Origin of the sequence: Clostridium sp. OF09-36, assembly GCF_003481985.1 — a bacterium.
Taxonomy (GTDB): domain Bacteria; phylum Bacillota; class Clostridia; order Lachnospirales; family Lachnospiraceae; genus Brotaphodocola.
In genome coordinates this window covers 177,228-201,666 of record NZ_QUMD01000005.1, presented here as the reverse complement: position 1 = coordinate 201,666, position 24,439 = coordinate 177,228, and the positions used below count along the sequence as shown (strand labels likewise).

Sequence of the window (24,439 nt, the reverse complement as noted above, 5' to 3'; positions counted from 1 at the left end):
CGGAGCAGGAAGCGGCAAAACGCCGGGAGCTGGAACAGCAGCTTTATGAGGTGTTCCGCAAGTATGCCGACAAACGGCAGAGTGAGGAAGCCGGGGCATAAGGTTTTCCAAAGCCATCGTTGATTTGCGGGGCTGCTGACGGTATAATAAAGGTGTCAGCAGCTCCGTTTCTTTTTTAAGAAAAGGAGCGACAATATGAATAATCGAATAGACGCAATCTATGCAAGACAATCGGTAGACAAAAAGGACAGCATTTCCATTGAAAGCCAGATTGAATTTTGCAAATACGAGTTGAAAGGCGGTAACTGCAAGGAATACACAGACAAAGGGTACAGCGGCAAGAATACAGACCGTCCGAAGTTTCAAGAACTGGTGCGGGACATCAAGCGGGGCTTAATTGCAAAGGTCGTGGTTTACAAGCTCGACCGTATCAGCCGTTCCATTCTGGACTTTGCCAACATGATGGAGCTGTTCCAGCAGTACAATGTAGAGTTTGTGTCCTCTACGGAAAAGTTTGATACCTCCACCCCGATGGGGCGGGCGATGTTAAATATCTGTATCGTGTTCGCCCAGCTTGAGAGGGAAACCATACAGAAGCGAGTAACGGACGCTTACTATTCCCGCAGCCAGCGAGGTTTCAAGATGGGTGGGAAAGCCCCTTACGGCTTCCATACAGAGCCGATTAAGATGGACGGTATCAATACAAAAAAGCTGGTGGTAAATCCAGACGAAGCGGCAAATATCCGGCTGATGTTTGAGATGTATGCTCAGCCCACAACCTCCTACGGGGACATTACCCGGTACTTTGCCGAACAGGGGATTTTGTTCCATGGCAAAGAGCTGATACGCCCCACGCTGGCGCAGATGTTACGCAATCCTGTCTATGTGCAGGCAGACCTTGATGTGTATGAGTTTTTCAAAAGTCAAGGGACGGTCATTGTCAATGACGCTGCCGATTTTACTGGCATGAACGGCTGCTATCTGTATCAAGGGCGGGATGTGAAGCCCAGCAAAAAGAACGACTTGAAAGACCAAATGCTGGTACTGGCTCCCCATGAGGGCATTGTCCCCTCTGACATCTGGCTGACCTGCCGCAAGAAGCTGATGAACAACATGAAAATCCAGTCTGCCCGGAAAGCCACCCATACATGGCTGGCGGGAAAAATCAAGTGCGGGAACTGCGGGTATGCCCTTATGAGTATCTTCAATTCCTCCGGCAAGCAATACCTTCGCTGTACGAAACGGCTGGACAATAAAAGCTGTGCCGGGTGCGGGAAAATCATCACTTCGGAGCTGGAAGCGGTTGTTTATCAGCAGATGGTAAAGAAACTGGCAAGCTACAAGACTCTGACAGGCAGAAAGAAAGCGGCAAAGGCAAACCCGAAAATTGCAGCACTGCAAGTGGAGCTTGCCCATGTGGACAGCGAGATTGAAAAGCTGGTGGACAGTCTGACGGGTGCAAACAATGTCCTGCTCTCCTATGTGAATGTGAAGATAGCGGAACTGGACGGGCGCAAGCAGGAACTTCTGGCGAGGATAGCGGAGCTGACGGTGGAAGCCATCAGCCGGAACAGGTCAGCCAAATTTCCGGCTACCTCGACACTTGGGAGAATGTATCCTTTGACGACAAGCGGCGGGTGGTGGACTTGATGATTACCACCACAGCCGCTACAAGCGACAGCTTGAACATCACATGGAAAATCTGACGGGCGGAACCCCCGTCAGATACCTACCTGTGTAGTCCCTTGTAAACTGTACTTTGTCTCATTATAAATTGCACACTGCATATAGCGGAATATTTACCATCCACTCCTGTTTTTTATATTTTAAAGTTGAGAAACGAACCGCCTCTTCCGGATGAAACTTATCGCAATATGCCTTTAAACTCTGAGAATGAATATTTGTTTCCGCCTTGACTTCAATCGGTACGATATTCCGCTCCTTCTGAATTAGGAAATCCTGTTCAAACGTTGCTTTGTCCGTTCCATAATAATACGGAGTATAATCGGTATCAGAAATCAACTGCTGCAGCACATACTGTTCCGTCAATGCTCCCTTAAACCCGATAAAAATATCATTTCCTTCCAGAATTGTCTCAGCCGGTAATTCACTCAATGCTCCTAATAAACCTACATCCAACATAAATAATTTATACGCACTCATATTCATATAGGCCTTTAATGGCATATGCGGCTCATTCACCCGGTTCACTTTATAAACCAGTCCGCAATCCAACAACCATTGAATCGCAATTTCAAAGTCTGTGCTTCTTGCTCCTTTTTTAATCTGACCAAAAAAGAATTTTTTATTTTCTTTCGCAAGCTGCATTGGAATGGAATCCCAAACCATTCTGATTCGCGGCAATGTTTTGGCATCGATATGTTTTCCAAAATCGCCTTCATATTGACGAACGATTTCACTCTGAATTCGGCGAACTTCAGCATAATCCTTTTCTACACGAAAGGCCTCTACAACGGCTGGCATTCCTCCGGTATAATAATAATTTTTCAGCCAGAACAAATACTTTTCCGAAAAAATATCGATAAGTGGATAATCCTTCGTATTTAATGCGTCCGACAACGCTTCTTCTCCCATTGCACAAAGGAATTCCCTGAAATTAAGCGGATATAAATCCAACATATCTACCTTCCCCACAGGGCAAGAAATTCCCTCATGAATTGCTACACCCAAAAGTGATCCTGCTGCAACAACATGATATTCCGGAGCTTCTTCACAAAAATACTTTAATGATTCTAATACCTTCGGCACATTCTGAATTTCATCTAAGATAATCAGTGTGTTTCCCGGAGTTATGGTTACACCAGACTCAATGTTTAAATTCATAATAATACGCTCAATATCAAAATCAACATCAAACACATCCTTCATCCGCCGATTATTATAAAAAGAAATGTATGCCGTTTTCTCATAATACTTCTTTCCGAACTCTTTCATAAGCCAGGTCTTTCCAACCTGGCGTGCTCCCATAATTACAAGCGGCTTTCTACTCGCCCTTTCTTTCCATTTCAAAAGATCATCCATTGCAAACCGTTGCATTTTCCCACCTGCCTTTTCCTTTTATATTAAGTATATCACATTTTTTCCGACCTATGCATTTATAATTTATACATTTTTTCCGACCTTACCTTATCTGATAGTTACATTTTTTCCGACCTTATTCTCTATAGCACAACATTTTTTCGGACGTAATTTTGTTCTAATCAACACTTTTTCGGACGTTACTCCGTTTATAATCAGCGGACACGCCACCGGCACCTCCTCGATATGCAAAGTAGCAGAAAAAAATCCTGAAAGGAATCATTTCCCTTCAGGATTTCAGATGAATCAGACTATCAGTTATATAATGAATGGTATTTTCCTAATCTACCGGATCCGCGGCAAATTAAGCTTCAGCTTCGTTGCCAGCATGCGGATCACAAACACCAGCCCGGATCCAAGCAGCGCCGCTGCGCTCTGCTGCATCCCATGGACTACGCAAAAGAAATAGCAGGCACTTCCCACAAGCGATGCCACCGCATAAATATGCTTGGAAATGACCATGGGCATCCGCTGCACCATCATATCCCGGATGATTCCGCCGCCGACCCCGGTGATCATTCCCATGAAAATAGCCAGAAAGAAATTGCGCGGACACCCGGACTGCAGGGTTGCCTGAACCCCGTAAACAGAAAAAATTCCTAAGCCAATGGAATCCACCACATTGTTCAGACGGTCAAGCAGCTCTGCATGACTGTCATAATAGTTCTTGTGCGTATATGCGATCCAGAATACCACAAGGGCTGTCATGACCGACAATATGATTTCCGGATAATTGTAAAAATTTCCAGACGGCACCAGCCCAAGAAGGGTATCTCTTAACGTTCCTCCGCCAAGCGCCGTGATCAGTCCCAGTAACATCACCCCAAATACATCGACACCTGCAGCGATCGCAATCATCGCACCCGATATGGAAAATGCGATAATTCCTGCTATTTCCATTCCCATAAGAATCGTTTGAAAATCTGTCATACCCTGTTCCCTCTCCATGTTTGATTCGTTGTAATTGTTTGATTCATTGTAATTGTTTTATTCCCCTCAATTACAATTCTCTTCTGATTTTACCATGATTATGAGAACAGCGCAGTAATTTTCTTCCAAAAATCAAATCTCCTGTCATACAGGATTTTTGTCGGGCAAATTTCTATTCGAGAACGCCCCATACTTCCAATCTTCCTGAAATACAGAACCGCAGCCAGCACAAGCGAAAGCACATCCGCAACCGGCTGCGCCCAGATCTTTGCCGGATTGTCCCTCCGCCCGGATCACACTGGAATAGCAGTTTGCGATAAGCACAAACAGACCGGAAACGCAGACTATCCGCAGATAGGTTTTTGCATAATCCCATGTATCACTGCTCGCCCCGACAAACATAAGGATCTGATCCATGAATCCTCCTTTTTAATAGTACGCTATTGTATCAATATCAATAGCGTGCTATTATTTATACCAAACACTACATACTCTTATTTACTGCTTTTCATGCATATCCAACAAGTGAATTTTGCCAATGCTGCGCACATTCTCACACATTCATTTTCACCACAACATTCCCCGCATGCTCTACATCTCCTGCCATGCGGATTGCAGACTGCAAAGCCTAACTTCTCAGCCAGCTTTAAACGGAAATCAGAGTAATCACAGATCATCACTTTTTTCATTCCAAAGTACTGAAAGGCAACAGCTGCCGCAATGCCGATCGTACCGCAGCCAAATACCACCGCATTCTGCCCAGAGAGATATCTGACTTTGCGGCAGGGAATCAGGATATATTCCGAAAAACCACCGATCGTTCCGGCCCGTCTGGTATCATCTTTTGCGTAACGCGGGTAGGGATAAACACGCTCTCCAATCGAAAACTCTGTAATGTTTTTGCCGACCTTTACCACACGGGATACGGTTTCATGACCAAATTCACCGCCCACATTCACCTTGTGTCCGGTATTGGGTCCACAGGTAAAGACAGCCACATCCGTGCCGCAGATACTGGAATAAAGGTTCTGCACCAGCATATCGTTATCACCCACTTCCGGAAGCGGCAGTTCCCGCACCTCAATTTGTTCTTTCCCTAAATAAATGCCTGCTTTCATGTATCCTACTAATGTGTCATGACGCATCGCTACATCACGGAAATGGTATGTTCGATTGAATCGCTGCAGTCATGTTTCAGCCACTCGGAAATGATTGCCATCAAGCCACTGATATAAAAGGCCATCAGATAACATCTGTCTTCCTGTGGCACATTGTAGCGTTCCAGAATCGGTGTAAACACATGCGTAAACATCCGCCTATATGTGTCATCCAGGTTAAGCACATTCGCCCTCTGCATGGCTGTGCAAAAAAGTCGTTTATGCTCTCTGATATAGTTCAGGTACGGTGTCAGATAGTCCGGCGTTACAAGACAAAGTTCCTCTTTCGGACAGTTCTGTAATTTTGAAAAAAGCGAAGGCACCGCTGACTCCCCGTTTACAGGCAGCGCAGCGAACGTTTTTTTATCCTGCGCCATATAATCCATAAACTGCTGGTTCATGTAACGTACGCTCTCCGCAAGCAAATCGCTAGTCGTCTCATAATGCAGGTAGAAGGTGGAGCGGTTGACACCTGCCGATGCACAGATTTCTTTGACAGTAATATATGCGAAGTCTTTCTTTTCCAAAAGCTGTAAAAAAGCCTCGTCCATCTTCGCAGCGGTAGCAAAATATTTACTTTCGGATTTATTCAACGCGCTCTGCCTGTGGGTTAATCTTTTTCTTTCGCCAGTCACTTATTGTACTTGTGGCAATAGCAGTCTTTTTACTCAATTCTATCTGGCTCATGTGCAATTCGTCGAGTCTTGTAAATATTTTTTTATATATCTTCACTGTATGGTATCCTTTCATCCGCCTTTGTATTCCGACTTTTCGGATATCATGTCATAAATACTAACTCTTATCAATACCATGTCTGTTGCAGTTTATCATCCCGCACGAGTAGATCGATTTTGATAATGAGTATATGTGACATGATATTGGAAAGGCAGTTGAAGCAGCCGGAACAATCATCAAAAAATTTATACTGTTCAATCCGCCTGATCCGTGCTAAACTAAAGATAGTGTTTCGAGATGGTGCAAAATTATGGAGGGATAAGCAAATGGAACCAATGTATTTGTCAATCCAGCCCGTGGAAACCGGGAAGCGGATCAAGCAGCTGCTTTCGGAGCAGAACTATACAATCCGCGAAATCCAGGGTGCTTTCGGTTTTGAGAACCCACAGGCGATCTATAAATGGATCGCGGGGAAATCCATGCCAAGCCTGGATAACTTTGTTATTCTCAGCAGACTATTACATACCAGCATTGAAAATATCCTCGTCATTGACGGGGATATTTCTCGTTTATATCACATTTTACGTATTTTAAATTAAACCACAGGTTCAATGACATACTTTCTCTCCTGCCTTATAATCATTCTATACAAATGATACAAAAAAGCTAACCCTGCATAATTTTCCGTACAGGATTTAACAAAGAACTCCATGGTAAGTTAATCGTTCAGTGATATGGATTATTTTGTTATCTGTTATTTCTTATTTGTTTTTGTTTATGGATAACTCTTAATGAATGGCAAATTCAGATATCTTTCGATCCTGTAAAAAACCTGTGAGTGATCACAGCAGTGCCAAGGTACGGTTTCAGGCACCATGACTGCGGAATCTGATCTTCAGGTTCCGCAGTTTTTTCGGTTCATCACTCTCCCAGATATTTTTCCAATAATACTAACTTGATTCCCGGGATTCCATTAAAATCGGTTGGAACTATGCCAATCTCTGTATATCCATGTTTTTGATACATGGCACGGGCTACCTCATTCTTTTCATTCGTATCGATCCTGAGTTCCATACATCCATGCTCTAACGCATAGTTCTCATAAAATTGAAGAAATCTTCTCCCATATCCTCTGCCTGCACTTGCTGGAGAAATCACAAGTGTATGCAATACACAGACTTGATCCTCCGGAACATGATATTTCCAGTTTCCATATCGGTAGGAATCTACCTGTACGTTATTTATGATCCCGGTTCCATATATGTTTCCATCTTCTTCAAGCACATATAAATCTTCGCGTTTTAACGCCATTTCAGCTGTCGAACGAACAGGATATATGCCTCGGATCCACCCGATTTGTTGTTTCTGTTCTTCTTCCGCCGTGTGGATCTCATCATATAACTTTTCCACTGCATCAAGATCTCTTTCTGTCGCTTTTCTGATTATCATAGCAGTATCTCCGCTCCTTTTCCAAGCGATAAACTCGCTTTCATAGGTATTAAACCACAGGTTCAATGACTTTCTTCTTCTCCTGCCTTATAATCATACCATAAACAGACGATGCAAAGGAGGGAAATCTATTATGAAAATAACTTCGCTTACGCCAATAAAATACTTAAGGCCCTGGCAGATGAAAAATCCTACTGGGAAAACAAGGAGCAGGCATCCCGCACTTATGTTGCTGCTGTTGGTGAGGAACCTGTCATCCCGGAGTATGACTACTCTGCTGTATCTGACACCTTAAAAGAGCTTGACCGCAAAACCGTTGTCATCAAGCATGCACTGAACCTGGCCAACGCCACCGCAAAGATCATGGTTGGCGATACCGAAATGAGCGTTGACAGCATTCTGGTATCGATGGCACAGCTCAACTCCCGGAAAACAACCCTGGATACCATGCGCAAATTTCTGCCTAAAGAGAGGGAAGGTTCCCGCATATTAAGTTCCAGAAATGCTGCTCCTGAATACCGTTATACCAATTTCGACTTGGATCTGGTAAAGCAGGATTATGAACGCATCTCAAAAAAGATCATGGAAATGCAGATTGCCCTTGACCGGTACAATCAGACTTTCCTGTTTGAGGTGGATCTGTAACCATATCGTTAGCATAACGGCCAAGAGCCGGGAGGTCTATGATCATGACTGGGTGGATGAAAAGGTATCATGAGTCACTCAAAGATATGCCGGCTCCAATTGAGGCCCGCGAAATACGCCAGAAGCTTGATACCAGAGACTTAATCGCGTATGCAAAAAAACAAGGGAAGAAAATTATTGACCTTTCTGAGGATGAAAAAATGCTTTTTTTGAAGTAAGCAAAATGGGTCGCGGCAAAATGCCGTGACCCATTTTGGCAATAATTTAACACAGCAAATAGAAAGTCCGGGCGTGTACGAGGCTGACTTCCCACATTTTCACATTTCGAACATCCGAATCTGACACAGATTGCATAAGGAACAGCATAATAAGTATCAAAAAGATAAGAGCTTATTGCGATAATGGGCACTTGTCGAAATAATCATATAATAGCTGAAATAATTAGTGAAATTATAATTAGAAAAAACAATGGGCCGTGTGAGTTGCCTTTCGACAACTCACACGGCCCTATTAAAGTGAATCAAATTGAAATATAAATTAAAAAACTACCGTTTTTTGTTCATCTTATTCGAGATGTAATTACATATTTAAGATATAAATTAAAATTGACAGTGTGCTGATCAGCCCTTACGCTTCATCAATTGCCTTTCCAATATCATGTCTCATATACTTATTATCAAAATCGATCCACTCGGTTGCCTTGTACGCATTGGCCCGGGCTTCTTTTAAGTTGCTTCCGGTTGCGGTCACACCGAGTACGCGTCCACCGTTGGTTACAACACGTCCCTGCTCATCGAACTTGCTTCCTGCATGGAAGACATAGTAGCCGTCTTTGTCTTTGAAGTTCTCTAAGCCGCGGATCTCAAAGCCTTTTTCGTAGTGTTCCGGGTAGCCGTTGGATGCCAGGACTACGCAGACTGCAGCGTTGTCCTCGAACTCCAGGTTGATCTGGTCCAGAGTGCCGTCGATGCAGGCTTCAAACAGGTCGACCAGGTCATTCTTCATGCGCGGAAGTACGACCTGGGTCTCCGGGTCACCGAAACGGGCGTTGTATTCGAGTACCTTCGGACCGTCTGCAGTCAGCATCAGGCCAAAGAAGATGATTCCCTTAAATTCTCTGCCCTCTGCTGCCATGGCATCGACCGTTTTCTGGTAAATATGCTCTTTGCAGAATGCATCGACCTCCGGAGTATAGAAGGGGCTCGGGGAGAAGGTTCCCATGCCGCCGGTGTTCAGTCCCTGGTCGCCATCCTTAGCACGCTTGTGGTCCTGTGCAGAGGTCATGATCTTGATGGTCTTTCCGTCTACGAAGGATAAAACAGATACTTCACGGCCGGTCATAAATTCCTCGATGACGATCTCATCACCTGCGGAACCGAACTGCTTGTCCATCATCAGGGTCTTGACACCTGCTTTCGCTTCTTCTAAGTCCTTGCAGATGAGAACGCCCTTGCCCAGTGCCAGGCCGTCTGCCTTTAATACGATCGGCATCTTTGCAGTCTCCAGATAAGCGAGTGCTTTTTCCGGGTCATTGAAGGTTTCATAAGCTGCGGTCGGAATGCCATATTTTTTCATCAGGTCTTTGGAGAATGCCTTGGAGCCTTCCAGGATTGCTGCGTTAGCCCTCGGACCAAATGCACGCAGTCCTGCTGCCTCGAACGCATCAACCGCACCTGCTGCCAGCGGATCATCCGGCGCTACCACGGTCAGATCGATGGCATGTTCTTTTGCAAATGCCACCAGCTTGTCAAACTCCATGACACCGATATTGACACACTCTGCCACCTCGGCAATGCCTGCATTGCCCGGTGCACAATACAATTTCTCAACCTTCGGGCTCTTTGCCAGCTTCCATGCGATGGCGTGCTCTCTTCCGCCGCCCCCTACGATCAAAATCTTCATTTGCATATTCCTCCTTTTACCGTTCCTGGTCATTGCCTGCATTTTGCGTAAACAACAACTCTTTTTCTCTATGCGTTCTCATCGCCAGGCAAACCGCAGACAGACCGGAATCCCACCGGTCTGCCCTTATCGTTCGTTTTTATTTTATCTTTCCGTTTGCGATCAGGTCAATGGCCTGCGGCAGTAGCTTCCACTCTGCCTGCTCCATGACTCTGCGCTGCAATATCTCCGGCGTATCGCCGTCCTGCACCTCGACTGCCTTCTGCAGGATGATCGGGCCGGTATCCATACCACTGTCCACAAAATGAACGGTTGCACCCGTCACTTTTACACCGCGTGCCAGTGCTGCCTCATGTACCTTCAGGCCGTAATAACCCACGCCGCAGAAGGACGGGATCAGGGACGGATGGATATTGATGATCTTATGCTCATATTTTTCGATCATCGCAGCCGGGATCTTTACCAGGAAACCAGCCAGCACGATCAGGTCCAGATGATACTCATCTACCTTCGCCAGAAATGCCTCGTTAAATGCTTCCCGGCTCTCATAGTCCTTCGGGGAGATGCACAGGCTTCCACACCATGCTTCTTTGCGCGCTCCAGCGCATAAGCGCCGGGATTGTTGCTGATGACCACTGCGATCTCGGCATTGGTGATCGTTCCTGCATCCACTGCATCCAGGATTGCCTGTAAGTTGGTGCCGCCGCCGGACACCATTACACCGACTCTTAACATAAAGTCACTCCCTTTTCGTCTTCCTCAATGGAACCGATCACATACGGTACATCTCCGGTTGCCTTGATTGCTTCCATGGTCTTCTCCACGTCAGCCGGATCCACTGCCACGATCATGCCGATACCCATGTTGAAAGTATTGTACATCATGGTTTCTTCGATCTCGCCCTTGTCTGCCAGCATCTTGAAGATGGCCGGTACCTCATAGCTGTCCTTCCTGATGACTGCGCGGGTTCCTTCTTTTAACATACGCGGAACGTTCTCATAAAATCCGCCGCCAGTGATGTGGCTGCAGGCTTTTACAGTCACACCTGCGTTCTTCACGCTCTTTAATGCCTTTACATAGATACGGGTCGGTGCCAGAAGAGCCTCACCCAGAGTCTTTCCGAGAGAATCGTAATAAGTATTCAGCCCTTCTTTGGTCAGCTCCTTCTCAAATACCTTGCGTACCAGGGAGAAACCGTTGGAATGAACGCCGGTGGATGCCATGCCGATCAGCACATCGCCAGCCTTTAAGTGCTCGCCGGTGATCATCTCCTTCTTATCGCAGACACCAACTGCAAAACCAGCCAGATCGTAGTCCTCCTCCGGCATCAGTCCGGATGCTCTGCGGTCTCGCCGCCGATCAGTGCAGCCTCAGACTGCAGGCAGCCCTCCGCAACACCCTTTACGATATCCGCGATCTTCTCCGGATAGTTCTTGCCGCAGAATGTAGTCCAGGAAGAATAACGGCTCGCCGCCTGCGCAGGCAATGTCGTTCACGCACATAGCCACGGCATCGATGCCGATGGTATCATGCTTGTCCATAATGATCGCCAGCTTTACCTTGGTGCCGCAACCATCGGTTCCGGATAAGAGCACCGGCTCCTCCATGTTTTTGATCTTTGCCAGGGAGAATGCGCCAGAAAAACCACCCAGACCGCCTAACACTTCCTCACGCATGGTCTTTTTTACATGCTCCTTCATCAGCTCTACAGACTTGTATCCTGCTTCAATGTCAACTCCGGCTTTCTTGTAATCCATCTTCTTTTCCTCCATATGTATGGGTTTTGTGGTTGTATCGTTCTGATAACGGACTTTGCCAATATGAAATGTGAAGCATCAGCAAAATCCTGTTGCTGGACACCCTTGTGAACAGTAACGGTTTTACTTCATCTGGGCCAGATACTCTTTGTATCCAATGCTCTCTAACTTGTCTGCCTTCTTCACGACATCGTTCTTCATATCCTCACTGTAGTTTTTCAGCTTCTGAAGAAGCTCTGCGTCAGAGGTTGCCAGGATCTTTGCTGCCAGAATGCCGGCATTGGCTCCACCGTTGATTGCTACGGTCGCTACCGGGATTCCAGACGGCATCTGTACGATCGAATACAGGGAGTCCACACCGCCGAGGTCGGAGGTTTTCATAGGAATACCTACAACCGGCATCGGGAACAGTGCTGCACACATGCCCGGCAGATGTGCTGCTTTTCCGGCACCTGCAATGATCACCTTGATTCCCTTTTCCTCTGCGCTCTTCGCCCATTCAAAAAAGATGTCCGGCTCGCGATGTGCGGAAATGATCGTCATCTCATAATCAATTCCGAACTTATCCAGGATTTCTGCCGCCTTCGCCATGATCGGCATATCTGAATCACTGCCCATTACAATTCCTACTTTTGCCATTGCAAGTTCTGCCACTCAAAATATGATTAAATATACTCACATCGAGACTATGTAGACTCTCGCGAGTTCTACTTACTGCTTCCACGTGTATGCTTTTGATTGATTAAAATCATATCTACTCACAAGTTCTTGTACACTCCACAGTCGTTAATTCCCGACTAAGTCATCGGTACATACCTACGTTTGCGTGTTACTATGCAACTTCGTAAGTTGCCGCATCTCTCAAATTTAATGCAGCATTCAAATCTCTATCTTCCACATAACCGCAACCACATCTGTAAGTTCTATCGGAAAGCTTTAAATCTTTTTTGATACAACCACAACCATGACATATCCTGGAAGACGGATACCATCTGTCTGCTACCCGGAATTCAATGCTGTTTTCATGACATTTTGCTTGAAGTTTTACCCGAAATTCATAGAATTTCTGTGACGCAACAGCTTTTGAAAGATGCCGGTTCTTCATCATTCCTGATACATTTAAGTTTTCAATCGTTATATAAGATGGTTTGGTTTTTACGATCTCGGCGATTGTTTTATTGATATAATCAGTACGGATCAGATCCAGCTTATGATGAAGTTTTTGTACCTTTAGCTTTTGTTTTTGTATATTTGCTCTTTGAGTGGACTCTCCTTTCTTTAAATTCTCATATTTGCGGGAAAGACTTCTCTGTTCCCTGATCAAATGTTTTTCAATCTTCTTCAATCTTGCTGATTTATTGATATTCTTGTAAGTTCTTCCGTTCGAACATATTGCGAATTCTTTTAAACCAAGGTCGATCCCGATTCCCTCGTTCTTGGGATCGGTTATCTCAGGGTCAGGAATTTCTACAAGGGCAGAAACATAAAATCGACCAGCTTTCATAGAAACGGAACCACTTTTTATTACATACCCATCTTTGGTTGTAGGTATATATCCCTTTTCCTTGATGCGGATCCATCCCAGGGTCGGTATGTTAATCCTGTGTCTTTCACAACGGCAATCACCCGGATTGTTTTTCACAAAATACATCTTTACATCCGACTTGCCTTTCTTTTTAAAGTTTGGAAAGGCGCTCTGATGTTTGAAGAATCTTGAAAAAGCAGTGCATCCACATTCAATGGAATGCTTTACAGATTTTGAACTCACTTCTTTTATCCAGGAATACTCTGGATGTTTCGGAAGATATTCATTGTTCAGCCAGACACTAAATGATTTTCCGCTCATAAATGGTTCGCCTTTTTCGAAAAGTTCTTTATTATGAGCAAGGTAGAAATTGTAGACGTATCTACACGTTCCGATTGTCTTACGTATCTTGACTTTCTGTTCCTCTGTCGGATTCATTTCTGTTTTGAAGCTCTTTAACAATCTCTTCGTCCCCTTCGATTTGTTTTTTATACTTGCGAAGCCCGTACAATCTGCATGAAAACACATGGAGTATGGAAATAATATCCTGTACAAGTTCTTCCTGTGGTGACAGTTCTTCATTATTCACGACCACGATGGTTGTATGAAACTTCATACAGAATTTTTCAAACCATTCATAACCAAATCGGACAAATCTGTCTTTATGGGTTATCACAATGGTTTTGATTTTTTGTTCCATCACTTCATTTAATAATTCATTCCACTTTTTGCGATTGTAGTTAAGACCACTCCCATAATCTTCGATACATTGGTCAACAATCATGCCCCTGGCATTGCAGAACTGCCGTAAAAATGCAACTTGATTCTGCAAATCATCTTTTTGATTTCTTGTTGACACTCTGGCATAGATCACAATCTGACGCTGGTCATTTTCTGTATGAATGCCTTTAAATTGAAGATATTGGGCGTAGGTATAATAACGCCTGTCCGTTGGAGTCCGGTTTGCCTTTAGAGTTCCTTCCCTGTCCCAGCGCTGTAATGTCTTAACAGACACACCTACCAGTTCAGCAAAATCTTTTGGTTTGTAATTTGTAATACTGGATGTGTTCATAATAGCTCGCTCCTTTGAGTATATTTAAACACATCTCATCATTTTTATCAATATATTTTGTTGTCCGAATTTCCTCCTTTTATATTTATTATTATAATTAATAAATAACCGCATTGTTTGAACTGTTACTTATAATATAATACTGTATTTTCCATACGCAGTCAATATAAAAAATGCAGTTTGTTGCGGCCTGCGCATTACGCAAACTGCAACAAACTGCACGATTTTCAGTTTTTAGACCTTTCGGATCAGCCGTCCAGCTCTTCATTTAATTTTTCAGTTCCTGCTACTACAAACCGGCCGTTTCGGATCACCGGAAGTTTCCGGCCGTCCCTGCAGACTGCCGTGATGTCGCCCAGCTCAGAATACGGGATCGTGATATCGGTATGACAGCTAAAGTAAGCCTTGGATACATCTTCCCTGCGCAGCAGGGAGATTTCGTTGTCCCGGGCAATGATCTCTTTTCCATCCGGATTGTATACCGCAGAATCCTCGCTCCAGCTGTAGCAGGTATCTCCTACCGCAAAATGCGGTCCGGTCTTCTCTGCGATCAGGATCGGGAACTTATCCATAATGTTATATTTCTTCGCCACTGCATAAGCCGTGGTGTTGGTTCCGATCGCAAACTCACCCATTGGAAGGGTATCGTGATTCTTTAAGATCTGCTGACGGATCAGCTTTTTGCCCTCTTCCGGGTCTGCGAAATTATCGCAGGAGTAATCGGTGATCTTTCCGTCTTTGAATTCCATGCGGAAATTTTTAAACTGGAAATCGCCGATGTAGACCTGGCTCACATGAAGCAGACCTTCTGTTCCAGCTAATACCGGGGAAGTGAAAACCTCTCCCACCGGAATATTCACATCGGCTACACAATTCTCAAAGTTTGTCTGCTTTGCCGGGTCTGTCAGGGGATGCAGGGAAATCTTCATATGGGTCTCATTTCCGGTCTCTGCATTTCCCGTTACCGTCACATACTCTGCCCGATCCAGTACATCCACCAGATTCTGCTGGATCTTTTTGTACTCCTCGTAATCCAGCGTATTGATGCGGATCGTCTCATGGAAGATCTCCGCAAAATCTGTTCCGATCGCCGGAACCGGGAACGCGATGATGGTGAAGCTGGTCTCATCTCCCGGAATGTACTGGTTCACGACCGGCATCGCCTCGTTGGAATAAGCGATCTGCAGCTCTTCCTGTTTTTCACTCAAAGCATAGGCCTCTGGCTTGTTCTTCGGCTCAAAACCATCCTCACCAAAAGTCTCCACTACAGCCGGTCCTGCATACGCTGCTGCTTTTGCTTTGCAATTCTCATATGCGGTGCGCAGTACGGCAAGCTTACGCTCCTTAAAGGCCTTATCCAGATAAATAGCCTGGTCGTAGCGGTGATCGTAGTCAAACTGCATATTAGCAGAGGTGCCATGGTAACCAATCTTACGATTCGGACTCATGGTCACGGACCAGACTGCCGCACGATAAAGAATCACTTCCAGTCCCATCTCCTCAAACTGGCGGATCGCAGCGCGGATCATACGCTCAAAGCCCAGCTCATAGCGGATGGAAACGGTCTTTTTCTTAGAAAGGTCACGCCCCATCACCTCAAAGCCCTTGCGGTATCCTTCTGTGTAGGTCGATGCCATCTTCTCTATGGTCTCCTCCGGCAGGGAATTCAGATACGAAGCGATCTGCAGCTCGGAATCGGAAATATACTCGCCAAACCGATATAGATAACGCAGATCATTTAAGTCTGACTCCATGATGATGTCCTTCGCAAAGCTTAAATCCGGGTCTAGCTGCTCACGGATGCGGTAGGCCAGTGTGACATCGGTATAGTCGCTGAAAAACCAGTACAGCACATCCCGCACCTGGCGCGCCTGCGGGATTCCATCCTCAAACATGTTATAAATCTCAATGAGAGTCTCGCATAAAATCGTGATATCCGTCAGTCTGCATTCATACGCAAAGACGATCGAGGCCCGGAACTGTGCATAAAATGCAGATAAAAGCGGGCCCAAGTCTGCCCCCAGCATCCGCATGGCAAATGCCGGATCAGCATAGCTTTCCTCATAATGATCCGGAAGAATATCCGCATAGAGACTGTGATTCAGCTTCTGAAGCTCCGGAAGAATCAGGCTGTCGAGATCCTCGCGAAGCTGCATTCTTGCCAGTTCCTCGATTTGGCTGTAAATGCCGCCATCTGGTTAAAGTACGCACGGTACGGCTCTGCCACCCGGTTTTCTGCCGGAATCTCCAGGATCCGCTCCATGGCCAGATCATAGCGCTCTGTTATATTTGTATTTTCTTCGTTCCACAATTCCTGATATTTCACCATAAATTCATTATCCTTTCCTGAGACGTTTTACTTTCAGCCCCATGAAATATTTCGCTGCTGTTCCTGCACTGCGCAAACAGCAATAGAATTTTGCCGGTCCGTTCCATTCCAGACGGACAAAATCTGCTGCCTCAATCGTATCATAGGATCGTCACGATTCCGATCACCAGCATTCCCAGCCAGCAAAACAATAAAATCCCGCCTGCGATAGTTCCGATCCGGGCCAGGATATTGTTGATTTCCTTCATCTTTAACGTTTTTACGCCGCAGATAACGGTCTCCACAGAAAACAGCAGGCTGGTCAGTGCCCAGGCTGCCACATCCGGGCCACCGCTTCCCTGATTTACAATGCTGCGTCCCAGACTAAAACAAAAACAAAATAGTCCGATCACTGCAAAACCAAGGCAGAAAAAGCTCTGCTTTGGAATTGGTTTCCGGATATAGGATATGCGTTTTTTTCTATTTTTCATCGGCTTTTTCATCGGCGTCTTCTCCTTTTTATACGAATCCTCTGAATCGTCCAGTGACTTAAAAAGCCAAGCGCACCACCGAGTGTATTTAAAAACAGATCATCCACATCGAAGCTTCCGACTTTGAAGATCAGCTGCGTCGTCTCGATGCAGAGGCTTAAACAGAAACCGAATAAAATCGTATTGTACCACTTTTTGCTTCTGCGGCTGATGATCGGCAGAAAAAATCCACACGGCATAAATCCTACTACGTTACCTACAATATTTAAAAGGAATGCTTCCATTCCCAGTTGTTTTCGATATTTATAAAAGCGCTTGATTTCCTTGAACAGCTCCAGATTGTACGCATAATCGCGCTGCTCCGGATTGCGTCCAAAGGACTCTGCAAAAAACATAAAATAAACCAGCAAGGCCATGTAAGCGATGAAAAGCACCCATCCCAGCTTCTGATTCCTGGTCGTATTTCTGATCATAATTCTAGTAAAACTCCTTTTTATTTCCAAATGCCAAATTCACCGGAAACGCTCTAAGCACTTCCTTTTTGCACAATGACCACAGGTAAACTTTTTATTCCACATGGTACCCTGCAAGCAAAGGGGCAGTCTCCGCCCGAAACCTGTTGCAGAAACTGCCGCCCCCTGTATCTTTTTATAATTTTAATAACATCAGGATCAAAATGTCTTTTGTCCCCAACATCATTTTAATCCTAAAATGTGATCTCGCCCTTGCGCTTTAACAGCAGTCCGCCGCAGACAATGGACATAATGCCCACGGTCACGCCAGTCACGAGCATAATGATTCCCACTGCAATGCTGCAGGCACCGGTGCGCTGCATCGTCTTATATACCTTTTCCATAATATGACTCCTCATTTTTCCAGAGAACATTTCACTGCTGCCATTCATGTTCTAACAGTCTGAAACCAGAACTCTGAGTTCTGCTATTTACTCTGCACCATACTGCTCATAGTAAGCATCGATTGCTGCCTTTAAGGTATCGTCGATGATGACTTTTCCCTTGTAAGGCTTGTTGTAGAGATGCTCTACAACATCTGCCATGGTTACAATCGCGGTGGTCTTGAAGCCGTACTTCTCTTCGATTTCCTTCAATGCAGACTTGGTTCCCTTTCCGCGCTCCATACGGTCTACGGAAACAACCAGACCAAGCACATCGACATCGCCCTGTGCCTTGATGATTGGCAGGGTCTCCTCGATGGAAGTACCGGCAGTAGTTACGTCCTCGATGATCACAACCTTGTCGCCGTCCTTGATCGGGCTGCCGAGCAGGATGCCCTTATCGCCGTGATCCTTTACTTCTTTCCGGTTGGAGCAGTAACGGATGTCTGCATCATACAGCTCGCTGATGGACATGGTCGCTGCAACGGTCAGCGGAATACCCTTGTAAGCCGGTCCGAACAGAACATCAAAATCGGTTCCGAAGGTATCCTTGATTGCCTGTGCATAATACTGACCCAGGCGGCGCAGCTGTGCGCCGGTGCGGTAGAAACCGGTGTTGACAAAGAACGGGGTCTTGCGGCCAGATTTTGTCACGAAATCACCGAACTTCAACACTTCACAGTCAATCATAAACTCAATAAATTCTTTCTTGTAATCTTCCATCTTGCTATTTCCTCCTTATTTTAAGCCAATTTTTCATCATCTATGTCATTCATTTTGTGTTGCCGTATTACTGCTGTGCCTTTATGGCGTTTCCATCATTTGATGGATGGAACAAGTCAAAATATAAGGCATGTAATGATATTATTCTTTAGTATATCATTACATGCCTGTTTTTTCAACATAACATTCGTAGAAACGCTTGACTCAAAAAATGAAAGAATATACCGAAATTGCTACTTTATGCAAAACCATTGAACGAAAAAATCTCCTATCTGGAAAGCACACCTCTGATCGGCTGCACCAGATTGCGTTATGTACCTTCAAAATACCGCGTTCTGAATTTCTGGACTCACCTTTGGTTTGTGTTTCAAGTGAAAGAAGATGAAAAATGTGTAAAAATCGAATATATCATTGATGAGAGGCAAAACTACGGAGTTTTTCTTAAATAGGACTACCCCAATCAGCGGACGCGCCACTGGCGCCTCCTCGATATGCCAGGCAATGCAAAGAGGAAGCATCACGCCCGATGCTTCCTCTTTTATCATCAATATAACTATATTCCCACACGCTTTCGTCTATTTCACACATCCGATCAGTTCCCGGATGTCTTCTACACTCTGTTTCTTCATAAAGGCTTCGATGCCTTCTGCAATTTCTACCGTCGCATACGGATTATAGAAGTTTGCAGTTCCCACGGAAACTGCAGTCGCGCCAGCCATGATAAACTCCAGCGCATCCTCTGCAGTCGCAATGCCGCCCATACCGATGATCGGAAGGCTCACCGCATTTGCTACCTGGTAAACCATGCGGACTGCTACCGGCTTGACTGCCGGACCGGACATACCGCCGGTCTTATTGGCAATGGCAAAGGCCCTGCGGTTGATGTCGATCTTCATGCCGGTTAAGGTATTGATGAGGGACAGCACATCGGCACCGCCTGCCTCTGCTGCCTTCGCCATAACGGTAATGTCTGTTACGTTCGGACTCAGCTTCATGATAACCGGCTGCTTTGCGTGCTTCTTCACTTCTCTGGTGATGGCTTCCACTGCCTTCGGATCCTGTCCAAAGGCGATACCGCCTTCCTTTACGTTCGGGCAGGAAATGTTGATTTCCAAGAGGTCTACCGGCTCGTCACCCAGACGCTCTACGACTTCAATATAATCTTCCGTGGTCTTTCCGCAAACATTCACGATGATCTTTGTGTCGTACTGCTTTAAAAACGGGATATCGCGCTTTACGAATACGTCGATGCCCGGATTCTGCAGGCCAATGGCATTTAACATGCCGCCATAAACCTCTGCGATACGCGGGGTCGGGTTACCCGGCCACGGCACATTCGCCACACCTTTGGTCACAACTGCGCCAAGGCGGCTTAAATCGACAAATTCACTGTACTCTGCTCCGCTTCCGAAGGTTCCGGATGCTGTCATGACCGGATTTTTCAGTTCCACACCGGCAAGATTTACTTTGGTATTCATTACAGCTCCACCTCCTCAGCAGCAAAGACCGGACCGTCCTTGCAGATACGCTTATTGTGTACGTGGGAATGACTGTCTACCTCTTTGGACTTGCAGACGCAGGCCAGGCACGCGCCGATTCCGCAGGCCATCTTCTCCTCTAAGGAGAGCCAGCACTCGATGCCGTTCTCTGCCGCATACGCCTTCAGTGCACGCAGCATCGGGGTCGGGCCGCAGGCGTAGATCACATCTGCATCCAGCGCATTTGCCTTGATGGCATCGATGACGTTGCCCTTTGTTCCGGCGCTGCCATCTTCGGTTGCCACATAAACTTTACCGTACTGTTCAAATTCCTCGTTTAAGAATAACACATCGCGGTAGCCAAGCACCATCTGCTTTTCGCAGTTTAAGTTCTTTGCCAGCTCCAGCATAGGCGGGATTCCGATACCACCGCCGATGAGGAATGCCTTTTTCTCCTTTAACGGGAAGCCATTTCCAAGCGGTCCCATGATCTCGATGTCATCCCCTGCCTGGTATGCAGAAAACTCTTTGGTTCCGGCGCCTACCACGCGGTACACGATACGCAGTCTGCCCTGCTCCTTATCGATCTCACAAAGACTGATCGGACGCGGAAGCACCTTGCTCTTATCTTTCGTGTATACAGAGATAAACTGCCCCGGCTTTGCCGCTTTTGCGATTCTCTCTGCCTGGATCCACATGCTGCAGATATCATCCGTCAAAGCTTCCTGACTCACTACCTTAGCCGTCAGCTTTACCTTTTCTTTCTGAATTGTTTCCATTTTCCCCTACTCCTCTGTTCTCGCAAAATCTCATTCTGCTTTTCAGAAAGCTTTCTGCCCCAAAATCTCTGTTACAGTCCAGATCATTCTCGCAGAAAGCGTTTCTCCTGCCGCACCTACAGTACACTGTTGATATCAGCAACCATATCGATGACAGCCTGTCTGGATGCCTCTGCGAAATGCTCTGCGCCAAACTTTGCGTATTTCTCCTGGCGGTATGCCGCAATAATGCCGCGGGAGGAGTTTACAACTGCGCCAAGTCCGTCTTCATTGAAGCAGTGTCTTAAATCTTTTGCGGTGCCGCCCTGAGCGCCATAGCCCGGAACCAGGAAGTAGGTCTTCGGCATAAGCTTTCTGAGCACTGCACTCATCTCCGGATAGGTTGCGCCGACTACTGCACCGACATTGCTGTAGTTACCGTCCATGGACATCTCGCCCCACTCAACGACCTTTGCAGCCACATGCTCATAAAGCGGCTTACCGTCAATGAGTCTGTCCTGGAATTCTCCGCTGGACGGGTTGGAGGTCTTTACCAGAACGAAAATTCCCTTATCATCGGAATTGCAGACATCGACAAACGGTTTTACGCCGTCAGTTCCCAGATACGGGTTTACCGTAAGGAAATCGGTGTTGAATGCGGAACAGATGTTGTTTCCAACCTTCACCTTGCCCAGATGTGCAGTCGCGTAGGCTGCGGAAGTAGAACCAATATCACCGCGCTTTGCGTCACCGATCACTACAAGGCCTTTTTCCTGGCAATACTTTACGGTCTTGTCATACACTTTCAGTCCCTCGATGCCGAACTGCTCGTACATGGCAATCTGCGGTTTCACGGACGGGATCAGGTCCCATGTGTGATCCACGATCTCCTTGTTAAAATTCCAGATGGCGTCTGCAGCGCCCTCCAACGTCTCCCCGAATTCTCCGAAGGACTTCTTTAAAATGTGCTCCGGAATGTAGTTTAACATCGGGTCCAATCCCACACAGATCGGTGCCTTTGTCTTCTGAATCTTTTCAATCAGCTTCTGAATCATGGCTTCCTCCTTAAGTGTATGCATAGCGCATTGCTATTCTTTTTTATACTTCATTTAAATATACCATATCCCCAAAACCCTTTCAACCGGAAAAGCACAACATTATATTTGTTTTTCTCTTTCTTTTCAGCTGCTACCGATATCGTTTTTTCATGGAAAAGCCACGTCCGCTCACCTCGCTGACCCGGTTTACCACCATAAAACATTCCGGATCGATGCGATGGACCAGCTTTTCCAGTTCCGGAAGTTCCCGGTTTGAGATGACACTGAAGATCATCTGCGTCTGGTGTTTCAGATAGCCGGTTTCTCCGGAAAGCATCGTAACGCCGCGGTCCATTTCCGCCAGGATGGCTTCCCGGATTTTCTGACTGTGTTCACTGACAATCCGCACTTCTGTGCGCGTCGTTCCCAATAACATCAGCTTATCCAGTACCAGGGTATAAACCATGACCAGAATCAGTCCATACAATACGTTTTCCGGTGGATTTCCAACCGCCTGGACCAGAAGAATGCAAAAATCAAAGACATACATGGAAACAGAAACCGGAATCTGAAAATAATGATGGAGCACAAGCGGCGGAATGTCCATTCCTCCCGTCGATGCGCCCGCCCGGATCACAATTCCAAGAGAAGCCCCAATTCCAAGTCCGGAAAATACCGTGTTCAAAAACAGATCCTGCGTCAGGACCGTACTTCCCAGTATCTGTTCAAAAAAGCCCAGCGCAATGGGATATACAAAGGTACTCACAACCGTCGTCAGTGCAAATTTTCTTCCAAGAACACTCCAGCCGACAAGGAGCATCACTATATTAAACACCAATACAAACGCAGACACCGGTATACCAAATGCGCGGTTCAATGCCAGACCAATTCCCGTTGTTCCTCCGGTAAGCAGTCCCGCCGGCATCAAAAAAGTTCTGACCGTCAGCGCGTACAAAACATTCCCCAGAATTACAATAGCAAGGGAAGCTGCTGTTGCTGTTTGCGCAACGCGTGAACCGCAGCATGCTGCCTTCTGGCATGGATCTTTCCTGTCTTTTTCCTTTGTTTCCATCGTTTTTTGTTCTCCTTTTCCTGTCAATCCGCTCAAACTTCATAAAATGTACCCAGGCCTGCCCACTCAAAGACGCAATTTTCTATGAAACAAAAAAGAATGTGCCTTGGCACATTCTCGCGCCGAGGCGCGGTTGCTTCAGCAACCATCTACCTTTGCGCCGAGTGCGCTTCCTCGCGGAGCATTTTTATATGATAGGACGCAATTTCCTATCATATAAAAAAAACGTCTGTCAGGGAGTTTTTCCCTAACAGACGTGGATCAAGGCATTGCCTAATACAAGTTCAGTATAAAAATTTTCTGGAATTCTGTCAAGTCGAAAAGCATATCTTCACATGAATTGATTGCCAGGATTACCAGACATGTGTGCATAAGCAGCAGCTTTTCAGATCAGTCCCGACACCAGCGGAACCACAATGACTGTCATCAGTCCGGCTACTGCAATGGAAAGACTGCCCATGGCTCCCTCTACTTCACCAAGTTCCAGTGCCTTTGAAGTACCAATGGCATGTGCTGAGGTACCAAGTGCCAGTCCCTTTGCGATCGGTTCCCGGATTTTCAATACCTTAAACAACATTTCTGCAATGATATTTCCGAAAATACCGGTAATGATGATGCAGACCACCGTGATCGTCACGATGCCGCCTGCTTCCTCACTGACTCCCATGCCAATTGCCGTGGTGATGGATTTCGGCAGGAACGATACGTAATGGATATGTTCCACACCAAATAACGTACACAGAAGAAAAATGCTGCCCGCACTGGCTGCCACGCCGGAAGTGATCGCTACAATCACAGAAACAAAATTCTTCTTCAAAAGCTCCAGCTGCTTATAAAGCGGGATTGCCAGACACACCGTAGACGGTGTCAGAAGGTAGCTGATGTACTTGGCACTATTATTATAAGAAGCGTAATCTACATGCAGCAGCTTTAACACTGCAATGACGATCACAACAGATACCAGAAGCGGATTTAAGATGGCCCATCCCACCTTCTTTTTCACCCAGACACCAGCCAGATATGCTGCCAGGCTGATCACAAAGCCAAAATAAAGGGATTCCTGTAAAAAACTCATGCTCTCTTCTCCTCTCCTGCATTCTTTCCATTCTTCTTTTTCAGCAAGGATACCATAAGCTCTGTCACCTTGCCGGTCACGCCCATAACAACAATGGTGGAAACCAAGCAGGTCACTACCAGCGGTACCAGGATTGCCTTCATGGCATCATAGCTTTCGATCAGTCCAACCGATGCCGGGATAAACAGGATCGGCATGATGTCCAGAAGGAAATTTCCGGTTGCTTCAATGTCTTTCAGCTTCAGCAATCCGGTACAAAGCAAAAGTAAAAGCAAAAACAGCCCATACACACCAGCTGGAACCGGCAGCGGCAAAAGCTCATTCAAAAACTCTCCGATCATCGTGATACCAAAAATGATCGCGGATTCCTTTACGTATTTCATGTTGTTTG

26 protein-coding genes and 3 pseudogenes are annotated in these 24,439 nt (G+C 46.0%); 4 read left to right on the top strand and 25 right to left on the bottom strand.

What is annotated here, in order from left to right:
- Positions 1-195 precede the first annotated feature (195 nt).
- Positions 196-1,706, top strand: a pseudogene (locus DXA97_RS06505) (recombinase family protein).
- Between the two features lie 61 nt (positions 1,707-1,767).
- On the opposite strand, the gene DXA97_RS06500 reads toward DXA97_RS06505, so the two are convergent.
- The 5 genes from DXA97_RS06500 to DXA97_RS06480 form a co-directional block, all read right to left on the bottom strand.
- Positions 1,768-3,057 (bottom strand): ATP-binding protein, encoded by a 1,290-nt coding sequence (locus DXA97_RS06500; protein WP_118719025.1) that lies wholly within the window; start codon positions 3,055-3,057, stop codon positions 1,768-1,770.
- Positions 3,058-3,384: 327 nt separating this feature from the next.
- Positions 3,385-4,029 (bottom strand): trimeric intracellular cation channel family protein, encoded by a 645-nt coding sequence (locus DXA97_RS06495; protein WP_182436820.1) that lies wholly within the window; start codon positions 4,027-4,029, stop codon positions 3,385-3,387.
- Between the two features lie 144 nt (positions 4,030-4,173).
- Complete coding sequence (locus DXA97_RS06490) at positions 4,174-4,446, bottom strand: hypothetical protein (protein ID WP_118719021.1); 273 nt, start codon at positions 4,444-4,446, stop codon at positions 4,174-4,176.
- Positions 4,447-4,523: 77 nt separating this feature from the next.
- Positions 4,524-5,147 carry an alcohol dehydrogenase catalytic domain-containing protein gene (locus DXA97_RS06485; RefSeq protein WP_118719019.1) on the bottom strand — a complete coding sequence of 208 codons (624 nt, stop codon included), beginning with the start codon at positions 5,145-5,147 and terminating at the stop codon, positions 4,524-4,526.
- A gap of 29 nt (positions 5,148-5,176) precedes the next feature.
- Complete coding sequence (locus DXA97_RS06480; RefSeq protein WP_118719017.1) at positions 5,177-5,779, bottom strand: TetR/AcrR family transcriptional regulator; 603 nt, start codon at positions 5,777-5,779, stop codon at positions 5,177-5,179.
- A 297-nt stretch (positions 5,780-6,076) separates the two neighbouring features.
- Here DXA97_RS06480 and DXA97_RS06470 point away from each other — a divergent pair, with 297 nt between their 5' ends.
- Positions 6,077-6,460, top strand: coding sequence for a helix-turn-helix transcriptional regulator (locus DXA97_RS06470; RefSeq protein ID WP_243107577.1), 384 nt, complete (start codon positions 6,077-6,079; stop codon positions 6,458-6,460).
- A gap of 322 nt (positions 6,461-6,782) precedes the next feature.
- Here DXA97_RS06470 and DXA97_RS06465 read toward each other — a convergent pair whose 3' ends face one another.
- Positions 6,783-7,310 carry a GNAT family N-acetyltransferase gene (locus tag DXA97_RS06465; RefSeq protein WP_118719045.1) on the bottom strand — a complete coding sequence of 176 codons (528 nt, stop codon included), beginning with the start codon at positions 7,308-7,310 and terminating at the stop codon, positions 6,783-6,785.
- A 111-nt stretch (positions 7,311-7,421) separates the two neighbouring features.
- Here DXA97_RS06465 and DXA97_RS06460 point away from each other — a divergent pair, with 111 nt between their 5' ends.
- Together DXA97_RS06460 and DXA97_RS20090 are read left to right on the top strand one after the other, a co-directional pair.
- Positions 7,422-7,955 carry a hypothetical protein gene (locus DXA97_RS06460; protein ID WP_118719013.1) on the top strand — a complete coding sequence of 178 codons (534 nt, stop codon included), beginning with the start codon at positions 7,422-7,424 and terminating at the stop codon, positions 7,953-7,955.
- Between the two features lie 44 nt (positions 7,956-7,999).
- Positions 8,000-8,173: a hypothetical protein gene (locus tag DXA97_RS20090; protein WP_182436819.1), complete on the top strand. Its 174-nt coding sequence runs from the start codon at positions 8,000-8,002 to the stop codon at positions 8,171-8,173.
- A 409-nt stretch (positions 8,174-8,582) separates the two neighbouring features.
- Here the strand turns inward: DXA97_RS20090 and purD are convergent, their stop codons facing one another.
- The 19 genes and pseudogenes from purD to DXA97_RS06370 form a co-directional block, all read right to left on the bottom strand.
- Entirely contained in the window at positions 8,583-9,857 is a 1,275-nt protein-coding gene (gene purD / locus DXA97_RS06455; RefSeq protein ID WP_118719011.1) for a phosphoribosylamine--glycine ligase, read from the bottom strand.
- Between the two features lie 139 nt (positions 9,858-9,996).
- Positions 9,997-10,574: pseudogene (gene purN / locus DXA97_RS06450) on the bottom strand (phosphoribosylglycinamide formyltransferase).
- Between the two features lie 11 nt (positions 10,575-10,585).
- A pseudogene (purM, locus tag DXA97_RS06445) lies at positions 10,586-11,614 on the bottom strand (phosphoribosylformylglycinamidine cyclo-ligase).
- Between the two features lie 123 nt (positions 11,615-11,737).
- On the bottom strand, positions 11,738-12,253 hold the full coding sequence (purE, locus tag DXA97_RS06440; protein WP_118541987.1) for a 5-(carboxyamino)imidazole ribonucleotide mutase: 516 nt from the start codon (positions 12,251-12,253) through the stop codon (positions 11,738-11,740).
- Between the two features lie 193 nt (positions 12,254-12,446).
- Complete coding sequence (locus tag DXA97_RS06435; RefSeq protein WP_118719009.1) at positions 12,447-13,601, bottom strand: RNA-guided endonuclease TnpB family protein; 1,155 nt, start codon at positions 13,599-13,601, stop codon at positions 12,447-12,449.
- Positions 13,540-14,196: an IS607 family transposase gene (locus tag DXA97_RS06430; RefSeq protein WP_182436821.1), complete on the bottom strand. Its 657-nt coding sequence runs from the start codon at positions 14,194-14,196 to the stop codon at positions 13,540-13,542. Before DXA97_RS06430 ends, DXA97_RS06435 begins: the two co-directional genes overlap by 62 nt.
- A gap of 263 nt (positions 14,197-14,459) precedes the next feature.
- Positions 14,460-16,367, bottom strand: coding sequence for an aminopeptidase (locus DXA97_RS06425; RefSeq protein ID WP_347561487.1), 1,908 nt, complete (start codon positions 16,365-16,367; stop codon positions 14,460-14,462).
- Positions 16,337-16,540, bottom strand: a complete 204-nt coding sequence (locus DXA97_RS21975) for a hypothetical protein (protein WP_347561485.1) — start codon at positions 16,538-16,540, stop codon at positions 16,337-16,339. Before DXA97_RS21975 ends, DXA97_RS06425 begins: the two co-directional genes overlap by 31 nt.
- Before the next feature lie 140 nt (positions 16,541-16,680).
- Positions 16,681-17,022: a hypothetical protein gene (locus tag DXA97_RS06420; protein ID WP_118719005.1), complete on the bottom strand. Its 342-nt coding sequence runs from the start codon at positions 17,020-17,022 to the stop codon at positions 16,681-16,683.
- The gene (locus tag DXA97_RS06415) at positions 17,019-17,483 is read right to left on the bottom strand and encodes a VanZ family protein (protein WP_118719003.1); all 465 of its coding nucleotides are present in this window, start codon (positions 17,481-17,483) and stop codon (positions 17,019-17,021) included. Before DXA97_RS06415 ends, DXA97_RS06420 begins: the two co-directional genes overlap by 4 nt.
- Positions 17,484-17,716: 233 nt before the next feature.
- Complete coding sequence (locus DXA97_RS20085; RefSeq protein WP_182430467.1) at positions 17,717-17,866, bottom strand: hypothetical protein; 150 nt, start codon at positions 17,864-17,866, stop codon at positions 17,717-17,719.
- An 87-nt stretch (positions 17,867-17,953) separates the two neighbouring features.
- Positions 17,954-18,628, bottom strand: coding sequence for an orotate phosphoribosyltransferase (gene pyrE, locus DXA97_RS06405; protein ID WP_118542114.1), 675 nt, complete (start codon positions 18,626-18,628; stop codon positions 17,954-17,956).
- Between the two features lie 320 nt (positions 18,629-18,948).
- Positions 18,949-19,173 (bottom strand): hypothetical protein, encoded by a 225-nt coding sequence (locus tag DXA97_RS20080; RefSeq protein WP_182436818.1) that lies wholly within the window; start codon positions 19,171-19,173, stop codon positions 18,949-18,951.
- Positions 19,174-19,203: 30 nt separating this feature from the next.
- A complete protein-coding gene (locus tag DXA97_RS06395; protein WP_118718999.1) occupies positions 19,204-20,106 on the bottom strand; it encodes a dihydroorotate dehydrogenase in 903 nt (300 codons plus the stop codon).
- The gene (locus tag DXA97_RS06390; protein WP_118718997.1) at positions 20,106-20,885 is read right to left on the bottom strand and encodes a dihydroorotate dehydrogenase electron transfer subunit; all 780 of its coding nucleotides are present in this window, start codon (positions 20,883-20,885) and stop codon (positions 20,106-20,108) included. Before DXA97_RS06390 ends, DXA97_RS06395 begins: the two co-directional genes overlap by 1 nt.
- A gap of 116 nt (positions 20,886-21,001) precedes the next feature.
- A complete protein-coding gene (gene pyrF, locus DXA97_RS06385; RefSeq protein WP_118718995.1) occupies positions 21,002-21,919 on the bottom strand; it encodes an orotidine-5'-phosphate decarboxylase in 918 nt (305 codons plus the stop codon).
- 133 nt (positions 21,920-22,052) lie between these two features.
- Positions 22,053-22,973: a YitT family protein gene (locus tag DXA97_RS06380; protein WP_118718993.1), complete on the bottom strand. Its 921-nt coding sequence runs from the start codon at positions 22,971-22,973 to the stop codon at positions 22,053-22,055.
- A gap of 385 nt (positions 22,974-23,358) precedes the next feature.
- Positions 23,359-24,048 (bottom strand): LrgB family protein, encoded by a 690-nt coding sequence (locus DXA97_RS06375; RefSeq protein ID WP_118718991.1) that lies wholly within the window; start codon positions 24,046-24,048, stop codon positions 23,359-23,361.
- Positions 24,045-24,431, bottom strand: coding sequence for a CidA/LrgA family protein (locus DXA97_RS06370; RefSeq protein WP_118718989.1), 387 nt, complete (start codon positions 24,429-24,431; stop codon positions 24,045-24,047). The genes DXA97_RS06375 and DXA97_RS06370 overlap by 4 nt, the downstream gene beginning before the upstream one ends.
- Between the last annotated feature and the right edge of the window lie 8 nt (positions 24,432-24,439).